A 16,627-nucleotide genomic window follows, 5' to 3' on the forward strand; every position below is an offset into this window, starting at 1 on the left:
CTCCGCCGACCCTCAGCCCCGGAAGCCGAGCAGTCCGTGCAGCACGGACCCCTTCGCCCTGGGCGCCTTGGGCGAGGCCGCCTTGGCCGCCAGCGGCTTCGGGTCCGGCTGCTTCTCGCACACCGCGTCCACGTCGCCCCTGCCGCGCGGCACCTTGCCCGAGTCGAGATACGTCGCCAGGTGCTTGTCGAGGCAGGCGTTCCCGCTGAGCGTGATGCCGTGGTTGCCGCCGCCCTGCTCGACGACGAGGCGCGACCCGTGCAGGAGGCGGTGCAGGGTGGCACCGCCCCGGTAGGGGGTCGCCGCGTCGTCCGTCGCCTGGAAGAGCAGGACCGGCGGCAGGGTCAGGCTGGTGACGTCGGGCGGGGTGAGCGTCCCGGTCGGCCAGAACGCGCACGGCGCGTTGTACCAGGCGTTGTTCCAGGTGGAGAACGGGGCCTTCGCATGGGTCCGGGCGTTGTCCGCGCGCCACTGCCGCACATCGCGCGGCCACGTCGCGTCGCGGCACTGGACGGCCGTGTAGACGCTGTAGCCGTTGTCGCCCGCGGCGTCGATCGCGGCGAAGTTGTCGTACGCCTCGACCAGCGGGTCCGGGTCGTTCTTCGTCACGTACGCGGAGAACGCGTCCGCGAGGAAAGGCCAGTAGCCGTCGAAGTAGCCGCCGGGCAGGAACGTGTCCTCCAGCTCGCCCGCGCCGACCTTCTTGCCCGCGGGCTTCTTCGCGAGCGCGTCCCGCATCGCGTACCACCGGGCCCCGACCTTCGCCGGGTCCTTGCCGAGCCTGTACGTCGCGTCGTGCTGGGCGACCCAGGCGAGGAAATCCCGGTGGCGGTCGTTGAAGGCGAGGTCCTGGCGCAGGTTGTCCTCGTACCAGACGCCCGTCGGGTCGACGATCGAGTCGAGCACGAAGCGCCGCACCCGGTCGGGGTAGGACTTCGCGTAGACCGCGCCCAGGTAGGTGCCGTACGAGTAGCCGAAGTAGTTCAGCCGCTGCGCGCCGAGCGCGGCCCGGATCGCGTCCATGTCGCGTACGGAGCTGACCGTGTCCAGGAACGGCAGCACGTCCGCGTACTTCTTGCCGCACGCGCGCGCGAACGTCTGCGCCCGCTTCAGCTGGGCCCGCTCGACCGCCTCCGTCCTCGGCACGCTCTGCGGGCGTACGGGCTTGAAGTAGCCCGGAACGCAGTCCAGGGCGGGCCTGCTCCTGCCGACGCCGCGCGGGTCGAACCCGATGACGTCGTACTGCGCGGCGACCTTCTTCGGCAGGCCCGCCGCCACGAACCCGGCGAGCTGGAGCCCGCTGCCGCCCGGCCCGCCGGGGTTGACCAGGAGCGGCCCCTGGGACGTCTTCGCGGTGTGCGGGACGCGCGACAGGGCGAGGGTGATCTGGCGGCCCCGCACGCGCGCGTGGTCGAGCGGCACCTTCAACGACCCGCATTGCAGCGTCGGGTACTCCTTCGTCGCGCACTTCTTCCAGGTGACGGCGGCGGCGCGGGGGCCCGGCCCGGCGGTGGCCGTCGGGGCGAGGGCGGTGGCGGCGAGCGCGGCGATGCCGCACAGGGCGACTGTGCGTGTCTTCACGTGCGGCATGTTTCCTTGATCGCCGGGCCGGGATATCCGTTCGGCCGGAAGTTGACCCGATCGCGTGGCAGGGCGCGGCGTGGCGTGCTCAGAGCAGGGTCAGCTGCGTCGGTTCCGTGGTGTCCGGCGCCGCCGCCGGTTCCGGTACGCGGACGCGCCGGGGCAGACCGGGGCGCGAGGGCCCGATCCCGTACTCCTCGGCCAGTTCGTGGACCTGCCCCGTCAGCCGCCGCTGGTACCACTTCGGGGCGTACGCGCCCTCCGCGTACAGCCGCTCGTAGCGGCGTACGAGGTAGGGGTGGTGCCGCGCCAGCCAGGCCATGAACCACTCGCGGGCGCCGGGGCGCAGATGCAGCACGAGCGGCGTCACCGACGTCGCGCCCGCCTTCGCGAGGGCCCGTACGGTCGCCCGCAGCTGTTCCGGGCGGTCGCCGAGGAACGGGATCACCGGGGCCATCAGGACCCCGCAGCCGATGCCGGCGTCGGCGAGGGCGCGGACGACGTCGAGGCGGCGCTCGGGCGCGGGCGTGCCCGGTTCGACCGTCCGCCACAGCTCCTGGTCGACGAAGCCGACGGAGACCGAGACACCGACGTCGGTCACCTCGGCGGCCTGCCGCAGGAGGTCCAGGTCGCGCAGGATCAGCGTGCCCTTGGTCAGGATGGAGAAGGGGTTCGCGTGGTCGCGCAGGGCCTCGATGATGCCGGGCATGAGCCGGTAGCGGCCCTCGGCGCGCTGGTAGCAGTCGACGTTCGTGCCCATCGCGATGTGGTCGCCGGGCCAGCGGCGCGAGCCGAGCTGGCGGCGCAGCAGTTCCGGCGCGTTCACCTTCACCACGATCTGGCTGTCGAAGCCGAGCCCCGTGTCGAGGTCGAGGTAGCGGTGCGTGTTGCGGGCGAAGCAGTAGACGCACGCGTGCGTGCAGCCCCGGTACGGGTTCACCGTCCATTCGAACGGCATCCGGGAGGCGCCCGGCACCCGGTTCACGATCGAACGGGCCCGGATCTCGTGGAAGGTGACGCCCCTGAACTCGGGGGTGTCGACGGTGCGGACCGTGACCGCGTCCGCGCCGAACAGCGCGGCGTCGGGCGCCCGGCCGTGCCCGGCCCGGTCGTCCGTGAGGTTCTCCCAGCGCATGCCGCTCCTCCGTTGCTCGCCCCCGTGGATCTGTTCCGCCCCCGTGGGCCCACAATAGAACACATGTTCCCTTGATCGTGCGGACGTGACGGGGAGGTGCCGGAGCCCCGTGAGCACCCCGGTTTGGGCGGCCCGCGCGGGGGGTGGTTGGCTTGGGCGGCCCACAGGAAACAAGTGCTGGAGGAAAAGCCATGGCGCAGGTCGAGGCCACCACGGAACGCGTCGTCGCCGCCAAGCCCGACGACGTCTTCGACGCCCTCGCCGACTACAGCGGCACCCGCCCCAAGCTGCTGCCCGAGCACTTCAGCGAGTACGAGGTGCGCGAGGGCGGCGACGGCCAGGGCACCGTCGTGCACTGGAAGCTCCAGGCCACCAGCAAGCGCGTCCGCGACTGCCTGCTCGACGTCACCGAGCCCACCGACGGCGAACTCGTCGAGAAGGACCGCAACTCCTCGATGGTCACGACCTGGCGCGTCACCCCGGCCGGCGAGGACCGCTCGCGCGTCGTCGTCACCACCGTGTGGAACGGCGCGGGCGGTATCGGGGGCTTCTTCGAGAAGACGTTCGCGCCCAAGGGGCTCGGCCGCATCTACGACGCCGTGCTCGCCAAGCTCGCCGCCGAAGTGGAGAAGTGACCCCTCCGGAACGATGCGCGGGCGCGGGCGAACAATGATCTGACGCTCACCGTTTCGAGTGGTTTTTCGTTTCGCGCCCGTTGTACGCCGTAGGGCTCCGACCGGCGCATTCGTCGTTCGAGCGCCGCTGACGTGCGCCTCGTCGCGCTTGCCCCCCGTTGTCGCGTAATGCGAGAAATGGGCGGCGCAAGGGCGACGAGGGGAGCAGTACGTGGGCACGACGACGCTGGTGACCGACCCGGTGCGGGAGCGGGAGGAACCGGGGACGGTCACCGAGCTTGCTCCGGTCGCCGCCGCTCCGGTGGCCGAACAGGCCGCCGTGCAGCGGCAGTCGGCCGAGGACGCGCTCAGCCCGCGCCGGGTGCGGATGGTCTTCGTCGGCCTGATGCTCGCGCTGCTGCTGGCCGCCCTGGAGCAGATGATCGTCGCCACCGCGCTCCCCAGAATCGTCGGTGAGCTGCACGGCCTCGACAAGATGTCCTGGGCGATCACCGCCTACCTGCTGACCTCCACCATCGGCCTGCCGATCTACGGCAAGCTCGGCGACCTCTTCGGCCGCAAGGGCATCTTCCAGTTCGCGATCATCGTCTTCGTCGTCGGCTCCGCGCTCGCGGGCCGGGCGCAGAGCATGGACCAGCTCATCGCCTTCCGCGCCGTCCAGGGCGTCGGCGCGGGCGGACTGATGATCGGCGTGCAGGCGATCATCGGCGACATCGTGCCGCCCCGCGAGCGCGGCCGGTACATGGGCCTGATCGGCGCCGCGTTCGGCCTCGCCTCGGTCGCCGGGCCGCTGCTCGGCGGCTACTTCACCGACCACCTCTCGTGGCGCTGGTGCTTCTACTTCAACGTCCCCTTCGGCCTGCTCACCCTCGCCGTCACGGCCGTCGTCCTCAAACTCCCCAAGCCCACGAAGAAGCCCAAGCTCGACGTCCTCGGCGCACTGCTGCTCGCCTCGGCATCGACGTGCCTGGTCCTGCTGACCAGTTGGGGCGGTACGGAGTACGCGTGGGGCGACCGGGTCATCATCGGGCTCGGCGCCGGGGCGGTCGTCTCCGCCGCGCTGTTCGTGGTCGCCGAGAAGTACGCGGCCGAACCCCTCATCCCGCTGCGCCTGTTCCGCGACTCCGTCTTCAACCTCAGCGGGTTCGTCGGCATGGTCGTCGGCGTCGCCCTCTTCGGCGCCGCCAGCTACCTGCCGACCTTCCTGCAGATGGTCGACGGCGCCACCGCCACCGAGTCCGGGCTCCTCATGCTGCCGATGATGGGCGGCGTCGTCGGCGCCTCGATCCTCTCCGGGCAGCTCATCAGCCACACCGGCCGCTACAAGCTCTACCCGATCCTCGGCGGCGCCCTCTCCACGCTCGGCATGTACCTCCTGTCGCGCCTGGAGGCCGACACCCCGCGCCTGGAGTACAGCGTCTACATGGCGATCCTCGGCGCGGGCATCGGCCTGATCATGCCGGTCCTCGTCCTCGCCGTGCAGAACGCGGTGCGCCCGAGCGACCTCGGCACCGCCACCAGCGCCAACAACTACTTCCGGCAGATTGGCGGCAGCGTCGGCGCCGCGATCTTCGGCACGCTCTTCGCGGGCCGGCTCGCCGACGCCCTCGCCGACCGGCTCCCGGAGGGCGGCGGCACCGGACTGCCCGCCGGGGCCGACGCCGAATCGATCACCCCGCAGCTCGTGCACGCGCTGCCCGAGGCGCTGCGCACCCCGTACATCCAGGCGTACGCGGACGCGATGCCGCGCATCTTCCTCTATCTGGTGCCGGTCCTCGTCCTGGGCCTGGTTTTCGCCTTCTTCATCAAGGAGACACCCCTGTTGTCCAGCACCGCCCCCGCCGAGAACCACGTCGACCCGACGGTCCCCGTTCCTGTCCCGGCTCCCGCCGCCTCCGCCGTCCTGCCGCAGGAGCGCGGGCCCTACGCCGCCGGAGTCCCCGTCTGCGGCACGGTGCGGCACTCCGACGGCACCGCCGTGCCGCGCGCCGCGCTCACCCTCATCGACGTCGGCGGCACCCAGATCGGGCGCGGCGCCAGCGGTGACGACGGCCGGTACGCGCTCTCGACGCCGGGCGCGGGCAGCTACGTACTGATCGCGGCGGCCGGCGGGCACCAGCCGCAGGCCGTCACGGTCACCGTCGGGGAGCGGCCCGTCGACCTCGACGTGGTGCTCGGCGGCGCGGGCCGCCTCGCGGGCTCCGTCCTCACCGCCGACGGAACGCCCGTACGGGACGCGATCGTCACCCTCACCAATGTGCACGGCGAGGTCGTGTCCACCACCCGCAGCGGGCGCGAAGGCGCCTACGTCATCACGGAGTTGGTCGCGGGGGAGTACACCCTCGCGGCGAGCGCCCCCGCGTTCCGCCCGGCGGCGCTGCCCGTCACCGTGATGGCCTCGCGCGAGACCCGGCAGGACGTGGAGCTGGCGGGCGGCGCGGTGCTGCGCGGCACCGTGCGGGCCGGGGGCGGGCGGCCCGTGGAGGAGGCCCGGGTCACGCTGCTCGACGCGGCGGGCAACGTGGTCGACACGCTGACGACCGGCGCCGACGGCACGTTCCGCTTCGTCGACCTGTCCTCGGGCGAGTACACGGTCATCGCGGCGGGCTATCCGCCGGTGGCGACGGTTCTGCAGGTCGCCGGGGGCGGCCGCACGGAGCGCGATCTGCAACTGGGCCACGAGGACTGACGGCGCGGCGGCGCCTGTCAGCGCCTGTCAGCGCCTGTCAGCGCCTGTCAGCGCCTGTCAGTGTCTGTCAAGGGACAGGGCTCAATTCGCCGGTAAGCACTCGGGTGTTGAACGGCCGCGCGTACCGTGGAAGCAGGCGGTACGCACCCCCTTCGGCGTGCCGGAGGGAAGGAGGCGGCGATGGCGGACACCGGTCGTTCCCCGCAGGGCCGCGTCCCGCTGGCCGTGGTCGTCGTCGACCAGGCGGGCCGCGTCTCGCACTGGAGCGCGGGCGCACGCCGCCTCTTCGGCCCCGACCGGCAGGACGCGGTGGGGCGGCCCGCCGCCGACCTGCTGCCCGTCTCCGGCGCCCTGCCGCAGGAGCAGGAGCGGGACCTGGCGGCGCAGGGCGGGTTCGGCGCGTACGACGACGGGCTCGGGCCCGATCTGGAGGAGACGCTCGGCGGGCGGACGGCCTACCCCGCCGCCGGGCGGGCGCGGCTCGACACCAGCGCGGGCCCGCGCGACCGCATCGACGTCCTGTGGTGGGCGTACCCGCTGGTGGGCCCGGGGCCCGAGCGGCTGCTCGTGCTCGCGGCCGACACGCGGAAGCTGAGCGGCGACCCGGACACCGGCCCGGACGGCCCGGCGAAGCCTGTGGCGGGGGAGCGGATCGCGCCCGGATTCGCACTGCACACCGACTTCCCCGCCGCCGACGAGCTGGCGCGCGGGCTGCCCGAGATCCTGCCCAGCATGAGCGTGCGGGAAAGCGCCCGCATCGTCTCCCAGGTCCTCGAACTCGGCTACCCGGTCATCGAGTTCAGCCGGCACGACCGCGTGCCCGTCACCGCGGACTGGGGCGTCTCCCGGCGCACCGAGCGCAAGGCGCGGCGCGCGGAGGCGGCGCGTGCGGCGGCGGCCGGGGTGCCGTCCCCGCGGACGCCGGCCGAGGACGCCGAGGACCTCGAATATGTGGCGGTGCGCGAGCGCCTGGAGTTCCTCAACGAGGTGAGCGGCCGCATCGGCTCGTCCCTCGACCTCTCCCGCACCATCATCGAGGTCAGCAAGGCGGTCGTGCCCCGCTTCACCGACGTGGCCGGGACCTACTTGCGCGAACAGGTCGTCGCGGGCGAGGGGTTCCCCGAGGGGCCGCCCGACGAGACGACGATGTGGCACCGCGTCGCCGTCGAGCACACCGACGAGCCGGGCCGCTGGGACGACGTGGTGCCGGTCGGCGAGTCGATGCCGTTCCCCGCGCACACCCCGTTCTTCCAGTGCATGACGACCGGCGACCCGGTCCTCGTCCCGTACATCTCCGAGGAGATGGGCAACGGGATCGCCTCGCAGTTCGAGAAGCGCGACATCCGCCCGCTGATCACCCACCGCTCCATGCTCGTCGTCCCGCTGAAGGCGCGCAACGTCGTCCTCGGCTTCATGATTCTGCTGCGCCACCAGGGGCGGACCCTCTTCAACGACATGGACCGCGTCACCGGCGCCGAACTCGCCGCCCGCGCGGGCCTCGTGCTCGACAACGCGCGCATGTACACGTACCAGGAGTCCGTCGCCGAGACGCTCCAGGACAGCATGCTGCCGCACATCGAGCCGCACATGCCGGGCTGCGACATCGCCACCCGCTATCTGCCGGGCACGCTGCTCGGCCGGGTCGGCGGCGACTGGTTCGACTCGATCAAACTGCCCGGCGCCCGCACCGCCCTCGTCGTCGGCGACGTGATGGGGCACGGGCTCAACTCGGCGGCGATGATGGGCCAGTTGCGCACCGCCGTGCAGACGATGGCCGCCCTCGACCTGCCCCCGGCCCAGCTCCTGCGCAACCTGTGCGACCTGGCGCAGCGTCTCGGCGAGCACTACCTCGCCACCTGTCTGTACGCGGTCTACGACCCCATCGCGGGCGAGCTGCACCTCGCCAACGCCGGGCACATCCCGCCGGTGATCGTGCGCGCCGCCGACGGCCGCAGCGAACTCCTCGACCTGCCGACCGGCGCCCCCATCGGCGTGGGCGGCGTGCCCTTCGAGTCCGTCCGGCTGCCCGTCGCGCCCGGCGACCGCCTCGTCATGTGCACGGACGGCCTGGTCGAGGTGCGCGGCGAGGACATCGGCGTGGGGCTCGCGACGCTCTGCGAGTCGGCGGCCCACCCGGCCGCCTCGATGGACGACGCCTGCGACACCATCATCCGCTCCCTCGCCGGACGCGGTGGCCGCAAGGACGACGTGGCGCTCCTCATGGTCCGCATGGGCGGCATCGAAGGCGCGGACGTCGCCCAGTGGGAGCTCGCGCGGGAACCCTCCGAGGTGCCGCGCGCCCGCGGCCTGGTCCGCGACCAGCTCGCCGTCTGGGGCCTCACGGGCGTCGAGTACGCGGCCGAGCTCCTCGTCGGTGAACTCGTCACCAACGCGGTACGGCACGCCAAGACCGGCCGTGTGCACCTGCGCCTCGTGCGCTCGGGCACGCTGCTGTGCGAGGTGGAGGACGCCGACCCCACGCTGCCGACGCTGCGCGGCGCGGGGCCCGGCGACGCGTTCGGCCGGGGCCTGCGGGTCGTCGCGCACCTCGCGCGCGAGTGGGGCGCGAGCAGGACGGCGACGGGCAAGACCGTCTGGTGCGAACTGGGTACGCGACCGGGCTTGTGAGGCGCACCCCGGCGCGGTAGACCGGCGTGACACTTTCGGTCGAGTCCGCGGGCGCACCTGGGGGAGCCATGAGCGTGACCGAGCGCTACAGAACGGCGTGGGAAGGGTTCTGGGAGGACGCTCCCCAGGAACCGGGAGCCGTCTTCTGGGACGCCGACCCCATCCTCACCGTGGGGCTGCATCTCGCGCTGTTCGAACCGGAGTTGGCGCACGCGGCGCTGCCTCTCGTGGACCTCGGATGCGGCAACGGAACCCAGACCCGCTTCCTCGCCGACCGCTACCTGAGGGTGATCGGCGCGGACCTCTCCGCCGCCGCGCTCGACCGCGCCCGGCAGGCGGACCCGGCCGAGCAGGCCGACTTCCGGCAGCTCGACGCCACGAACGCGGCCCAGGTGGAGGCGCTCCACGCCGAACTGGGCGACGTGAACGTCTACATGCGCGGCGTGCTGCACCAGTGCGAGCCCGAGGACCGGCAGCCGCTCGTCGACGCGGTGGCCACGCTGGTCGGCGAGCGCGGGCGCGGCTTCGTCGTCGAGCCGGCGGAGCGCGCCGGGGAGATCCTGCGGGAGCTCGCGCGCCATCCGGCGGGGCCGCCGCCCAAGCTGGCCCCGGTCTTCACGCACGGGCTCGCCCCGGGGGAGGTCGCCGACGCGTCCGTGCCCGGGTACGTCGCGGCGGCCGGTCTCGACGTCCTGGCGTCGGGGGAGCTGCCGCTGCTGACCACCGAGTACACGGCCGACGGGAACCGGATCGAGCTGCCGTCGAAGTGGCTGGTGGTGGGGCGCCGCGATCGGCCCTGACGTCCCCGGCCGCACCGCATGGGTTAGCTTAGCCTTAGCTAACTAGTAATCCGGTGCGGCAGGAAGCGGTGGGGCGATGCGAACGCCTGTGGTCTCGTCCGATCTCTCCTGGGTGGCCGAGGCCGTCCGCCCCCGTCCGGCCGTCGGCACCCGTGTGGCACGGCTGCTCGACGAGCTGAGCGGGGTCCACGGGGCGCGGCGCGACGCGATCGCCGCCGCGTTCTGGGCCGACGCGGACCGGCTCGGCGCCCCGCTCGTGGAGCCGATCGAGGGCGAGCCCGGCCACCGCACCCTCACGTTCCTCTACCGCGGCAACCGGGCGACCCGGCACGTGCTGTTGTTCAGCAACCGCCTCGTCGACCGCGCCCGGCTCGCCGACGCCCTGCTCCACCACGTCCCCGACACCGACATCTGGCACCTCGGCCTGCGCCTGCGCGCCGACCACCGCGGCGCCTACCGCATCGCCGCCGACGTCTCGACCGGCGCCCCGCCCGCCGACCCGGCCCTGCTCCAGAGATTCCTGCAGACCCTTCAGCGGTACGCGGGCCCGGACCCGCTCAACCCCCGCACCATCCCCACACGCCGGGGCGGCCCGGACTGCTCGGTCTTCGCCCTGCCCGACGCGCCCGCACAGCGCTGGGAACGCGGGGAGCGCCCCGCGCGCGTGGTGGAGCGCGGGCGGGTCGAGCGGCACCGCGTCGAGAGCCCCGCGCTCGGGGCCGCCCGCGACGTCTGGGTCTATCTGCCGCCGGGCGGAGGCCACCGCGACCTGCCCGTCGTCGTGCTCGGTGACGGCGACATGTGGCTGGGCGGCATGGGCCTCCAGGACTCCCTCGACGCACTGATCGCCGACGGGACCCTGCCGCCGCTGATCGTCCTCGCCCCCGACTCCGTCGACGGCCCGACCCGCTGGCGCGAGATGAGCGCCCGCGACTCCTACGTCACCTTCCTCGCCGACGACGTCCTGCCCTGGGCGGCGGGACGCTGGCCGCTCACGACCGACCCGCGCCGCACCGTCGTCGCCGGACAGAGCCTCGGCGGGCTCACCGCCCTGTACGCGGGGCTGGTGCGCCCCGAGCGGTTCGGCAACGTCCTCGCACAGTCGGCGTCCCTGTGGTGGCACCCGGGCCTGTCGGCGGAGGGCGGGGTTCCGCAGACCCCGGTCACCGGCGTGCCGTGGCTCGTACGGCGGTACGCGCAGGAGGCGCCCCGCGACCTCACCGTCCACCTCGACGTCGGTCTGCACGAGGGCCCGATGGTCGGTTACAGCCGCGCGCTGTACGACGCCCTGCGCCCCGCGGGCCACCGGATCACCCTCGACGAGTTCAACGGCGGTCACGACTACGCCTGTTGGCACGGAGCGCTGATCGATGCGCTGGTGCGCATGCTGAACCCCTGATCAGAGCCCGGGCAGGGGCGTGTCAGGGGGACGCCAGTGGTACGTCAGTGGTCTAGATCCATGAGAGTTTCGGGTAGTTATCCACAGGCCTGGTGGGGCGTGCCCGAATCCGCGTACGGTGCTACTCATGAAGATCCTCATCAGCGCCGACATGGAGGGCGCCACGGGCGTGACCTGGCCCGCCGACGTGCTGCCCGGCACACCGCAGTGGGAGCGCTGCCGGTCGATGTTCACCTCGGACGTGAACGCGGCGGTGCTCGGCTTCTTCGACGGCGGCGCCGACGAGGTCCTCGTCAACGAGGCGCACTGGACCATGCGCAACCTGCTCCTGGAACAGCTCGACGAGCGCACGGAGATGCTGACCGGGCGCCACAAGTCGCTCTCCATGGTCGAGGGCGTGCAGCACGGCGACGTCGACGGCATCGCGTTCATCGGCTACCACGCGGGCGCGGGCATGGAGGGCGTCCTCGCCCACACCTACCTGGCCAACCAGATCACCGGCGTCTGGGTCAACGACGTACGGGCCAGCGAGGGCCTGCTCAACGCGCACGTGGTCGCCGAGTACGGCGTCCCCGTCGTCCTCGTCACCGGCGACGACCACGCCTGTGACGACGCCCTCGGCTACGCGCCGGAGGCCCGCAAGGTCGCCGTCAAGGACCACGTCTCCCGGTACGCGGCGGTGTGCCGCACCCCCGCGCGCACGGCCGCCGACATCCGGGCCGCCGCCCAGGACGCCGCGTCCCTCGCCGTGCGGTACGAGCCGGTGCGGGGCGGCCCGTTCACCATCGAGGTCGAGTTCGACGCCGAGCACCTCGCCATGGCGTCGACCGTCGTCCCCGGCGTCGAGCGCGTCGGCGAACGCAGGATCGCTTACACCCACGAGACCATGTACGAAGGCATCCGCACCTTCAAGGCGGTCACCACGATCGCCTCGGCCGCGGTGGAGGAACAGTATGGCTGACCAGCACCTTCCGACGATCGACAGCGACGGGAGGGCGCTCGACGAAGTCGTCACCTTCACCTCCGAGCTGATCCGGATCGACACGACCAACCGGGGCGGCGGCGACTGCAAGGAGCGCCCCGCCGCCGAGTACGCGGCGGCCCTGCTCTCCGAGGCGGGCCTCGAACCGACGATCCTGGAGCGCACCCCGGGCCGCGGAAACGTCGTGGCGCGCATCGCGGGCACCGACCCCTCCGCCGACGCCCTCCTGGTCCACGGCCACCTGGACGTCGTACCGGCCGAGGCCGCCGACTGGAGCGTCCACCCGTTCTCCGGAGAGATCCGCGACGGTGTGGTGTGGGGCCGCGGCGCCGTCGACATGAAGAACATGGACGCGATGATCCTCGCGACCGTCCGGCACTGGGCCCGCGTCGGGTTCCGGCCCCGGCGCGACATCGTCATCGCGTTCACCGCCGACGAGGAGGCCAGCGCCGAGGACGGCTCGGGCTTCCTCGCCGACCAGCACGCCGACCTCTTCGAGGGCTGCACGGAGGGCATCAGCGAGTCCGGCGCCTACACCTTCCACGACGGCGCGGGCAAGCAGATCTACCCGATCGGCGCGGGCGAGCGCGGCACCGGCTGGCTGAAGCTCACCGCGCGCGGCAGGGCGGGCCACGGCTCCAAGGTCAACCCGGCGAACGCGGTGACGCGCCTCGCCGCCGCCGTCACCCGCATCGGCGCCCACGAGTGGCCCGTCCGCCTCACGCCCACCGTCCGCGCGGCCCTCAGCGAACTCGCCGCGCTCTACGGCATCGAGGCCGACGTGCGGGCGGCGGACTTCGACGTCGACGCGCTGCTCGCCAACCTCGGCCCGGCCGCGAAGCTCGTCGAGGCGACCGTGCGCAACAGCACCAACCCGACGATGCTGGCCGCCGGTTACAAGGTCAACGTGATCCCGGGCGAGGCCGTCGCCCACGTCGACGGGCGCTTCCTGCCCGGCGCCGAGGACGAGTTCCGCGCCGCGCTCGACCAGCTGACGGGACCGGACGTCGACTGGGAGTTCTTCCACCGCGAGGTCGCCCTCCAGGCGCCCGTCGGCTCGCCGACGTTCGCGAAGATGCGGGCGGCGGTCGAGGAGTTCGCGCCCGAGGGGCACACCGTCCCGTACTGCATGTCCGGCGGCACCGACGCCAAGCAGTTCTCCCGGCTCGGCATCACCGGCTACGGCTTCGCCCCGCTGAAGCTCCCCGAGGGCTTCGACTACCAGGCGCTCTTCCACGGCGTCGACGAACGCGTGCCCGTCGAGGCGCTGCACTTCGGTGTGCGAGTACTGGACCGGTTCTTGCGCTCGGCATAGGCACGGCCCCGACACACGCGACGCACTAGGAAAAGACGGAGGACACGAAGAATATGGAGGGTCCGGAGTAAATGGGGGGCGGGAGCGACATGGTGCACACGCAGGGCCACGGCTCATGGCCGTCGCCGATCGACGCCGCGCTGGCCGCGGCGCACGACGGCAAGCCGGAGTACGTGGGGTTCATCGGCGACGAAGCCTGGTGGACCGAGCCACGGCCCACCGAGGCGGGCCGCCGCGCCCTCGTGCGGCGCAGGCCCGACGGCACGGAGCAGTCGGTGCTGCCCGCGCCGTGGAACGTGCGCAGCCGCGTCATCGAGTACGGCGGCCGCCCCTGGGCCGGCACCGACCGCCCCGAGGGCCCGCTCCTGGTCTTCGTGAACTTCGCCGACCAGCGCCTCTACGCCTACGAGCCCGAGGCGCCCGGCGCCGAACCGCGCCCGCTCACCCCGCTCTCCGCCGTCGGGGACGGGCTGCGCTGGGCCGACCCGCAGCTCCACCCCGACCGGGGCGAGCTGTGGTGCGTCCTGGAGGAGTTCACCGGCGACGGGCCCACCGATGTGCGGCGCGTGGTCGCCGCCGTCCCGCTCGACGGCTCGGCCGCCGAGGACCGGGCGGCGGTCCGTGAACTGAGCGACGACGCCCACCGATTCGTCACCGGGGCCCGGCTCTCGCCGGACGGCAGCCGCGCTGCGTGGATCGCCTGGGACCATCCCCGGATGCCCTGGGACGGTACGGAGCTGCTCGTCGCGGAGGTGACGGAAGAGGGCACGTTCGGGCCCGCGCGGACGGTCGCGGGCGGGCCCGAGGAGTCGATCTGCCAGGTCGAGTGGGCGCCGGACGGCACGCTCCTCTACTCCGGTGACGCGAGCGGCTGGTGGAACCTGTACCGGCTCGACGCCGGTCTGGACGCTGCCCGGCCCCTGTGCCCGCGCGAGGAGGAGTTCGGCGGGCCGCTGTGGAAGATCGGCCTGAGCTGGTTCAAGCCGCTGGAGGCCGGGCTCGTCGCCGTCGTGCACGGCGTCGGCGCCACCTCGCTCGGCGTCCTCGACCCGGAGACCGGGGAGGTCGTCGACACGGCAGGGCCCTGGACCGAATGGTCGTCGTCCCTCGCCGTGCACGGCACCCGCGTCGTCGGCATCGCCGCGAGCCCGCGCACCGCGCACGAGGTCGTCGAGCTCGACACCGCCACCGGGCGCGCCCGCGTCGTCGGCGCCGCGCACCAGGACCCCGTCGACCCCGCGTACTACCCCGAACCGCAGATCCGCACCTTCGAGGGCCCCGAAGGACGCTCGGTCCATGCCCACATCTACCCGCCGCACAGCCCCACGCACGCCGCGCCCGACGAGGAGCTGCCCCCGTACGTCGTGTGGGCGCACGGCGGCCCCACCGGGCACTCGCCGCTCGTCCTCGATCTGGAGATCGCCTACTTCACCTCGCGTGGCATCGGTGTCGCCGAGGTCAACTACGGCGGGTCGACCGGGTACGGGCGCGCGTACCGCAACCGGCTGCGCGAACAGTGGGGTGTCGTCGACGTCGAGGACTGCGCGGCCGTCGCCCTCGCCCTCGCCGCCGAGGGCACCGCCGACCGCGACCGGCTCGCGATCCGCGGTGGCAGCGCGGGCGGCTGGACGAGTGCGGCCTCGCTGACCAGCACGGACGTCTACGCCTGCGGGACGGTGATCTACCCGATCCTCGATCTCACGGCCTGGGGCAGCGGGGAGACCCACGACTTCGAGTCGCAGTACCTGGAGACGCTCGTCGGACCGCTCGCCGAGGTCCCCGCGCGCTACGCCGAACGCTCACCGGTGGAGCACGCCGACCGCCTGACCGCGCCGTTCCTGCTCCTGCAAGGGCTCGACGACGTGATCTGTCCGCCCGCGCAGTGCGAGCGGTTCCTCGAACGGGTCGAGGGCGAGGGGCGGCGGGTGCCGCACGCCTACATCGCGTTCGAGGGGGAGGGGCACGGGTTCCGGCGGGCCGACACGATGGTGCGGGCGCTGGAGGCCGAACTGTCGCTGTACGCGCAGGTGTTCCGGCTCGACGTGGCGGGTGTGCCGCGGCTGGAGCTCACCAAGTGACGGCTGGGGTCGCCTCGTTGGCCCGTCCCGCGCGTCTCGTTCCCGGCGCGCGGGTCGCCGTCGTCGCGCCGAGCGGGCCCGTGCCGGAGGACCGGTTGCAGGCGGGGCTCGACCTTCTGCGGGGCTGGGACCTGGAGCCGGTCGTCATGGAGCACGTGCTGGACGTGCACCCGGCGCTGGGGTACCTGGCGGGGGCGGACGCGGACCGTGCGGCCGATCTGGAGCGGGCCTGGTGCGACCCCTCGGTCGATGCCGTGCTGTGTGCGCGGGGCGGGTACGGGGCGCAGCGCATGGTCGAACTGCTCGACTGGGCCGCGATGCGGGGCGCCCGGCCGAAGGTGTTCGTCGGGTACAGCGACATCACCGCGCTGCACGAGGCGTTCGCGGTGCGGCTGGGTGTCTCGACGCTGCACGGGCCGATGGTCGCGGCGGCGGACTTCGTGAAGAGCGCGCGGGCGCAGGAGCACTTGCGGGCGACGTTGTTCGAGCCGGAGTCCGTTCAGGTGATGCGGGGGGTGGAGGGCGCGGGGGTGCTGGTGCCCGGGGTTGCGCGGGGCGTGACGTTGGGCGGGTGCCTTTCGCTGCTCGCGGGGGATGTGGGTGTGCGCGGGGCGCGGGGTTCCGCGCGGGGCGGGTTGGTGTGCCTGGAGGACGTGGGGGAGGAGACGTACCGGGTCGACCGGTATCTCACGCAGCTGCTGCGCGCGGGCTGGCTGGAGGGTGTCTCCGGGTTCGTCCTCGGCTCCTGGGCGGAGTGCGAGCCGGTGCGCGAGGTGCTGGTGGACCGGCTCGGCGGGCTCGGGGTCCCGGTGGTGGAGGAGTTCGGCTTCGGCCACGGGGAGGGCTCACTGACAGTCCCTCTGGGGGTGGCGGGTCGGTTGGACACCGGGTCATTGACGCTGACATTGGACGCGCCGGCGCTGGCCTGATCCGGCGGGGCGTCTGCCGGGTCGCCGTTGTCTCGCGACCGCGGCGCCGTCGTGGCTGGTCGCGCAGTTCCCCGCGCCCCTTGCGGGGCGTCTGCCCGGTTGTCGTTGTCTTGCGGCCGCGGCGCCGTCGTGGTTGCTCGCGCCGTTCCCCGCGCCCCTGGAGGCTGCGGCTTCGCCGCGCCTCCCTGAGATGGCGCACGCAGTGCGCATCTCAGGGGCGCGGGGAACTGCGCGACCAGCCACGACGAAAGCCGCGCCCGAGAACCGATGGAGCGGCGCACGCAGTGCGCACTCCAGGGGCGCGGGGAACTGCGCGATCAGCCACGAACCACCCGCACCTCCCCATCCGGACAAGAACCCCTACGGCGAATGGGCCACCCGGAAGAAAACACCCCGCCCACCCATTGACCGCCCCGTGACACGTGTCACACGATGACCACGCCCCAAACTTACCGG

11 protein-coding genes are annotated in these 16,627 nt (G+C 73.0%); 9 read left to right on the plus strand and 2 right to left on the minus strand.

What is annotated here, in order from left to right:
* Positions 1-12: 12 nt before the first annotated feature.
* Positions 13-1,581 carry an alpha/beta hydrolase gene (locus N5I75_RS25190; protein ID WP_476680874.1) on the minus strand — a complete coding sequence of 523 codons (1,569 nt, stop codon included), beginning with the start codon at positions 1,579-1,581 and terminating at the stop codon, positions 13-15.
* Between the two features lie 88 nt (positions 1,582-1,669).
* A complete protein-coding gene (locus tag N5I75_RS25195) occupies positions 1,670-2,716 on the minus strand; it encodes an Rv2578c family radical SAM protein (RefSeq protein ID WP_476680876.1) in 1,047 nt (348 codons plus the stop codon).
* 191 nt (positions 2,717-2,907) lie between these two features.
* Between N5I75_RS25195 and N5I75_RS25200 the strand changes: the two genes are divergently transcribed.
* The 9 genes from N5I75_RS25200 to N5I75_RS25240 all read left to right on the plus strand — a co-directional run bounded on the left by N5I75_RS25200 (position 2,908) and on the right by N5I75_RS25240 (position 16,171).
* On the plus strand, positions 2,908-3,351 hold the full coding sequence (locus N5I75_RS25200) for an SRPBCC family protein (RefSeq protein WP_476680878.1): 444 nt from the start codon (positions 2,908-2,910) through the stop codon (positions 3,349-3,351).
* 211 nt (positions 3,352-3,562) lie between these two features.
* A complete protein-coding gene (locus N5I75_RS25205) occupies positions 3,563-6,040 on the plus strand; it encodes an MFS transporter (RefSeq protein WP_476680880.1) in 2,478 nt (825 codons plus the stop codon).
* Positions 6,041-6,220: 180 nt separating this feature from the next.
* Positions 6,221-8,668 carry an ATP-binding SpoIIE family protein phosphatase gene (locus tag N5I75_RS25210; RefSeq protein ID WP_476680882.1) on the plus strand — a complete coding sequence of 816 codons (2,448 nt, stop codon included), beginning with the start codon at positions 6,221-6,223 and terminating at the stop codon, positions 8,666-8,668.
* Between the two features lie 68 nt (positions 8,669-8,736).
* The gene (locus N5I75_RS25215; protein WP_476680884.1) at positions 8,737-9,468 is read left to right on the plus strand and encodes a class I SAM-dependent methyltransferase; all 732 of its coding nucleotides are present in this window, start codon (positions 8,737-8,739) and stop codon (positions 9,466-9,468) included.
* 76 nt (positions 9,469-9,544) lie between these two features.
* Complete coding sequence (gene fes, locus N5I75_RS25220) at positions 9,545-10,867, plus strand: enterochelin esterase (RefSeq protein WP_476680886.1); 1,323 nt, start codon at positions 9,545-9,547, stop codon at positions 10,865-10,867.
* Positions 10,868-10,994: 127 nt separating this feature from the next.
* Complete coding sequence (locus N5I75_RS25225) at positions 10,995-11,828, plus strand: M55 family metallopeptidase (protein ID WP_476680888.1); 834 nt, start codon at positions 10,995-10,997, stop codon at positions 11,826-11,828.
* On the plus strand, positions 11,821-13,164 hold the full coding sequence (locus N5I75_RS25230) for a M20/M25/M40 family metallo-hydrolase (RefSeq protein WP_476680890.1): 1,344 nt from the start codon (positions 11,821-11,823) through the stop codon (positions 13,162-13,164). Before N5I75_RS25225 ends, N5I75_RS25230 begins: the two co-directional genes overlap by 8 nt.
* Before the next feature lie 89 nt (positions 13,165-13,253).
* On the plus strand, positions 13,254-15,242 hold the full coding sequence (locus N5I75_RS25235) for an LpqB family beta-propeller domain-containing protein (protein WP_476680892.1): 1,989 nt from the start codon (positions 13,254-13,256) through the stop codon (positions 15,240-15,242).
* Positions 15,239-16,171 carry a S66 peptidase family protein gene (locus N5I75_RS25240; RefSeq protein ID WP_476680894.1) on the plus strand — a complete coding sequence of 311 codons (933 nt, stop codon included), beginning with the start codon at positions 15,239-15,241 and terminating at the stop codon, positions 16,169-16,171. The genes N5I75_RS25235 and N5I75_RS25240 overlap by 4 nt, the downstream gene beginning before the upstream one ends.
* Positions 16,172-16,627: the final 456 nt, after the last annotated feature.

This window comes from Streptomyces sp. R818 (assembly GCF_056172735.1).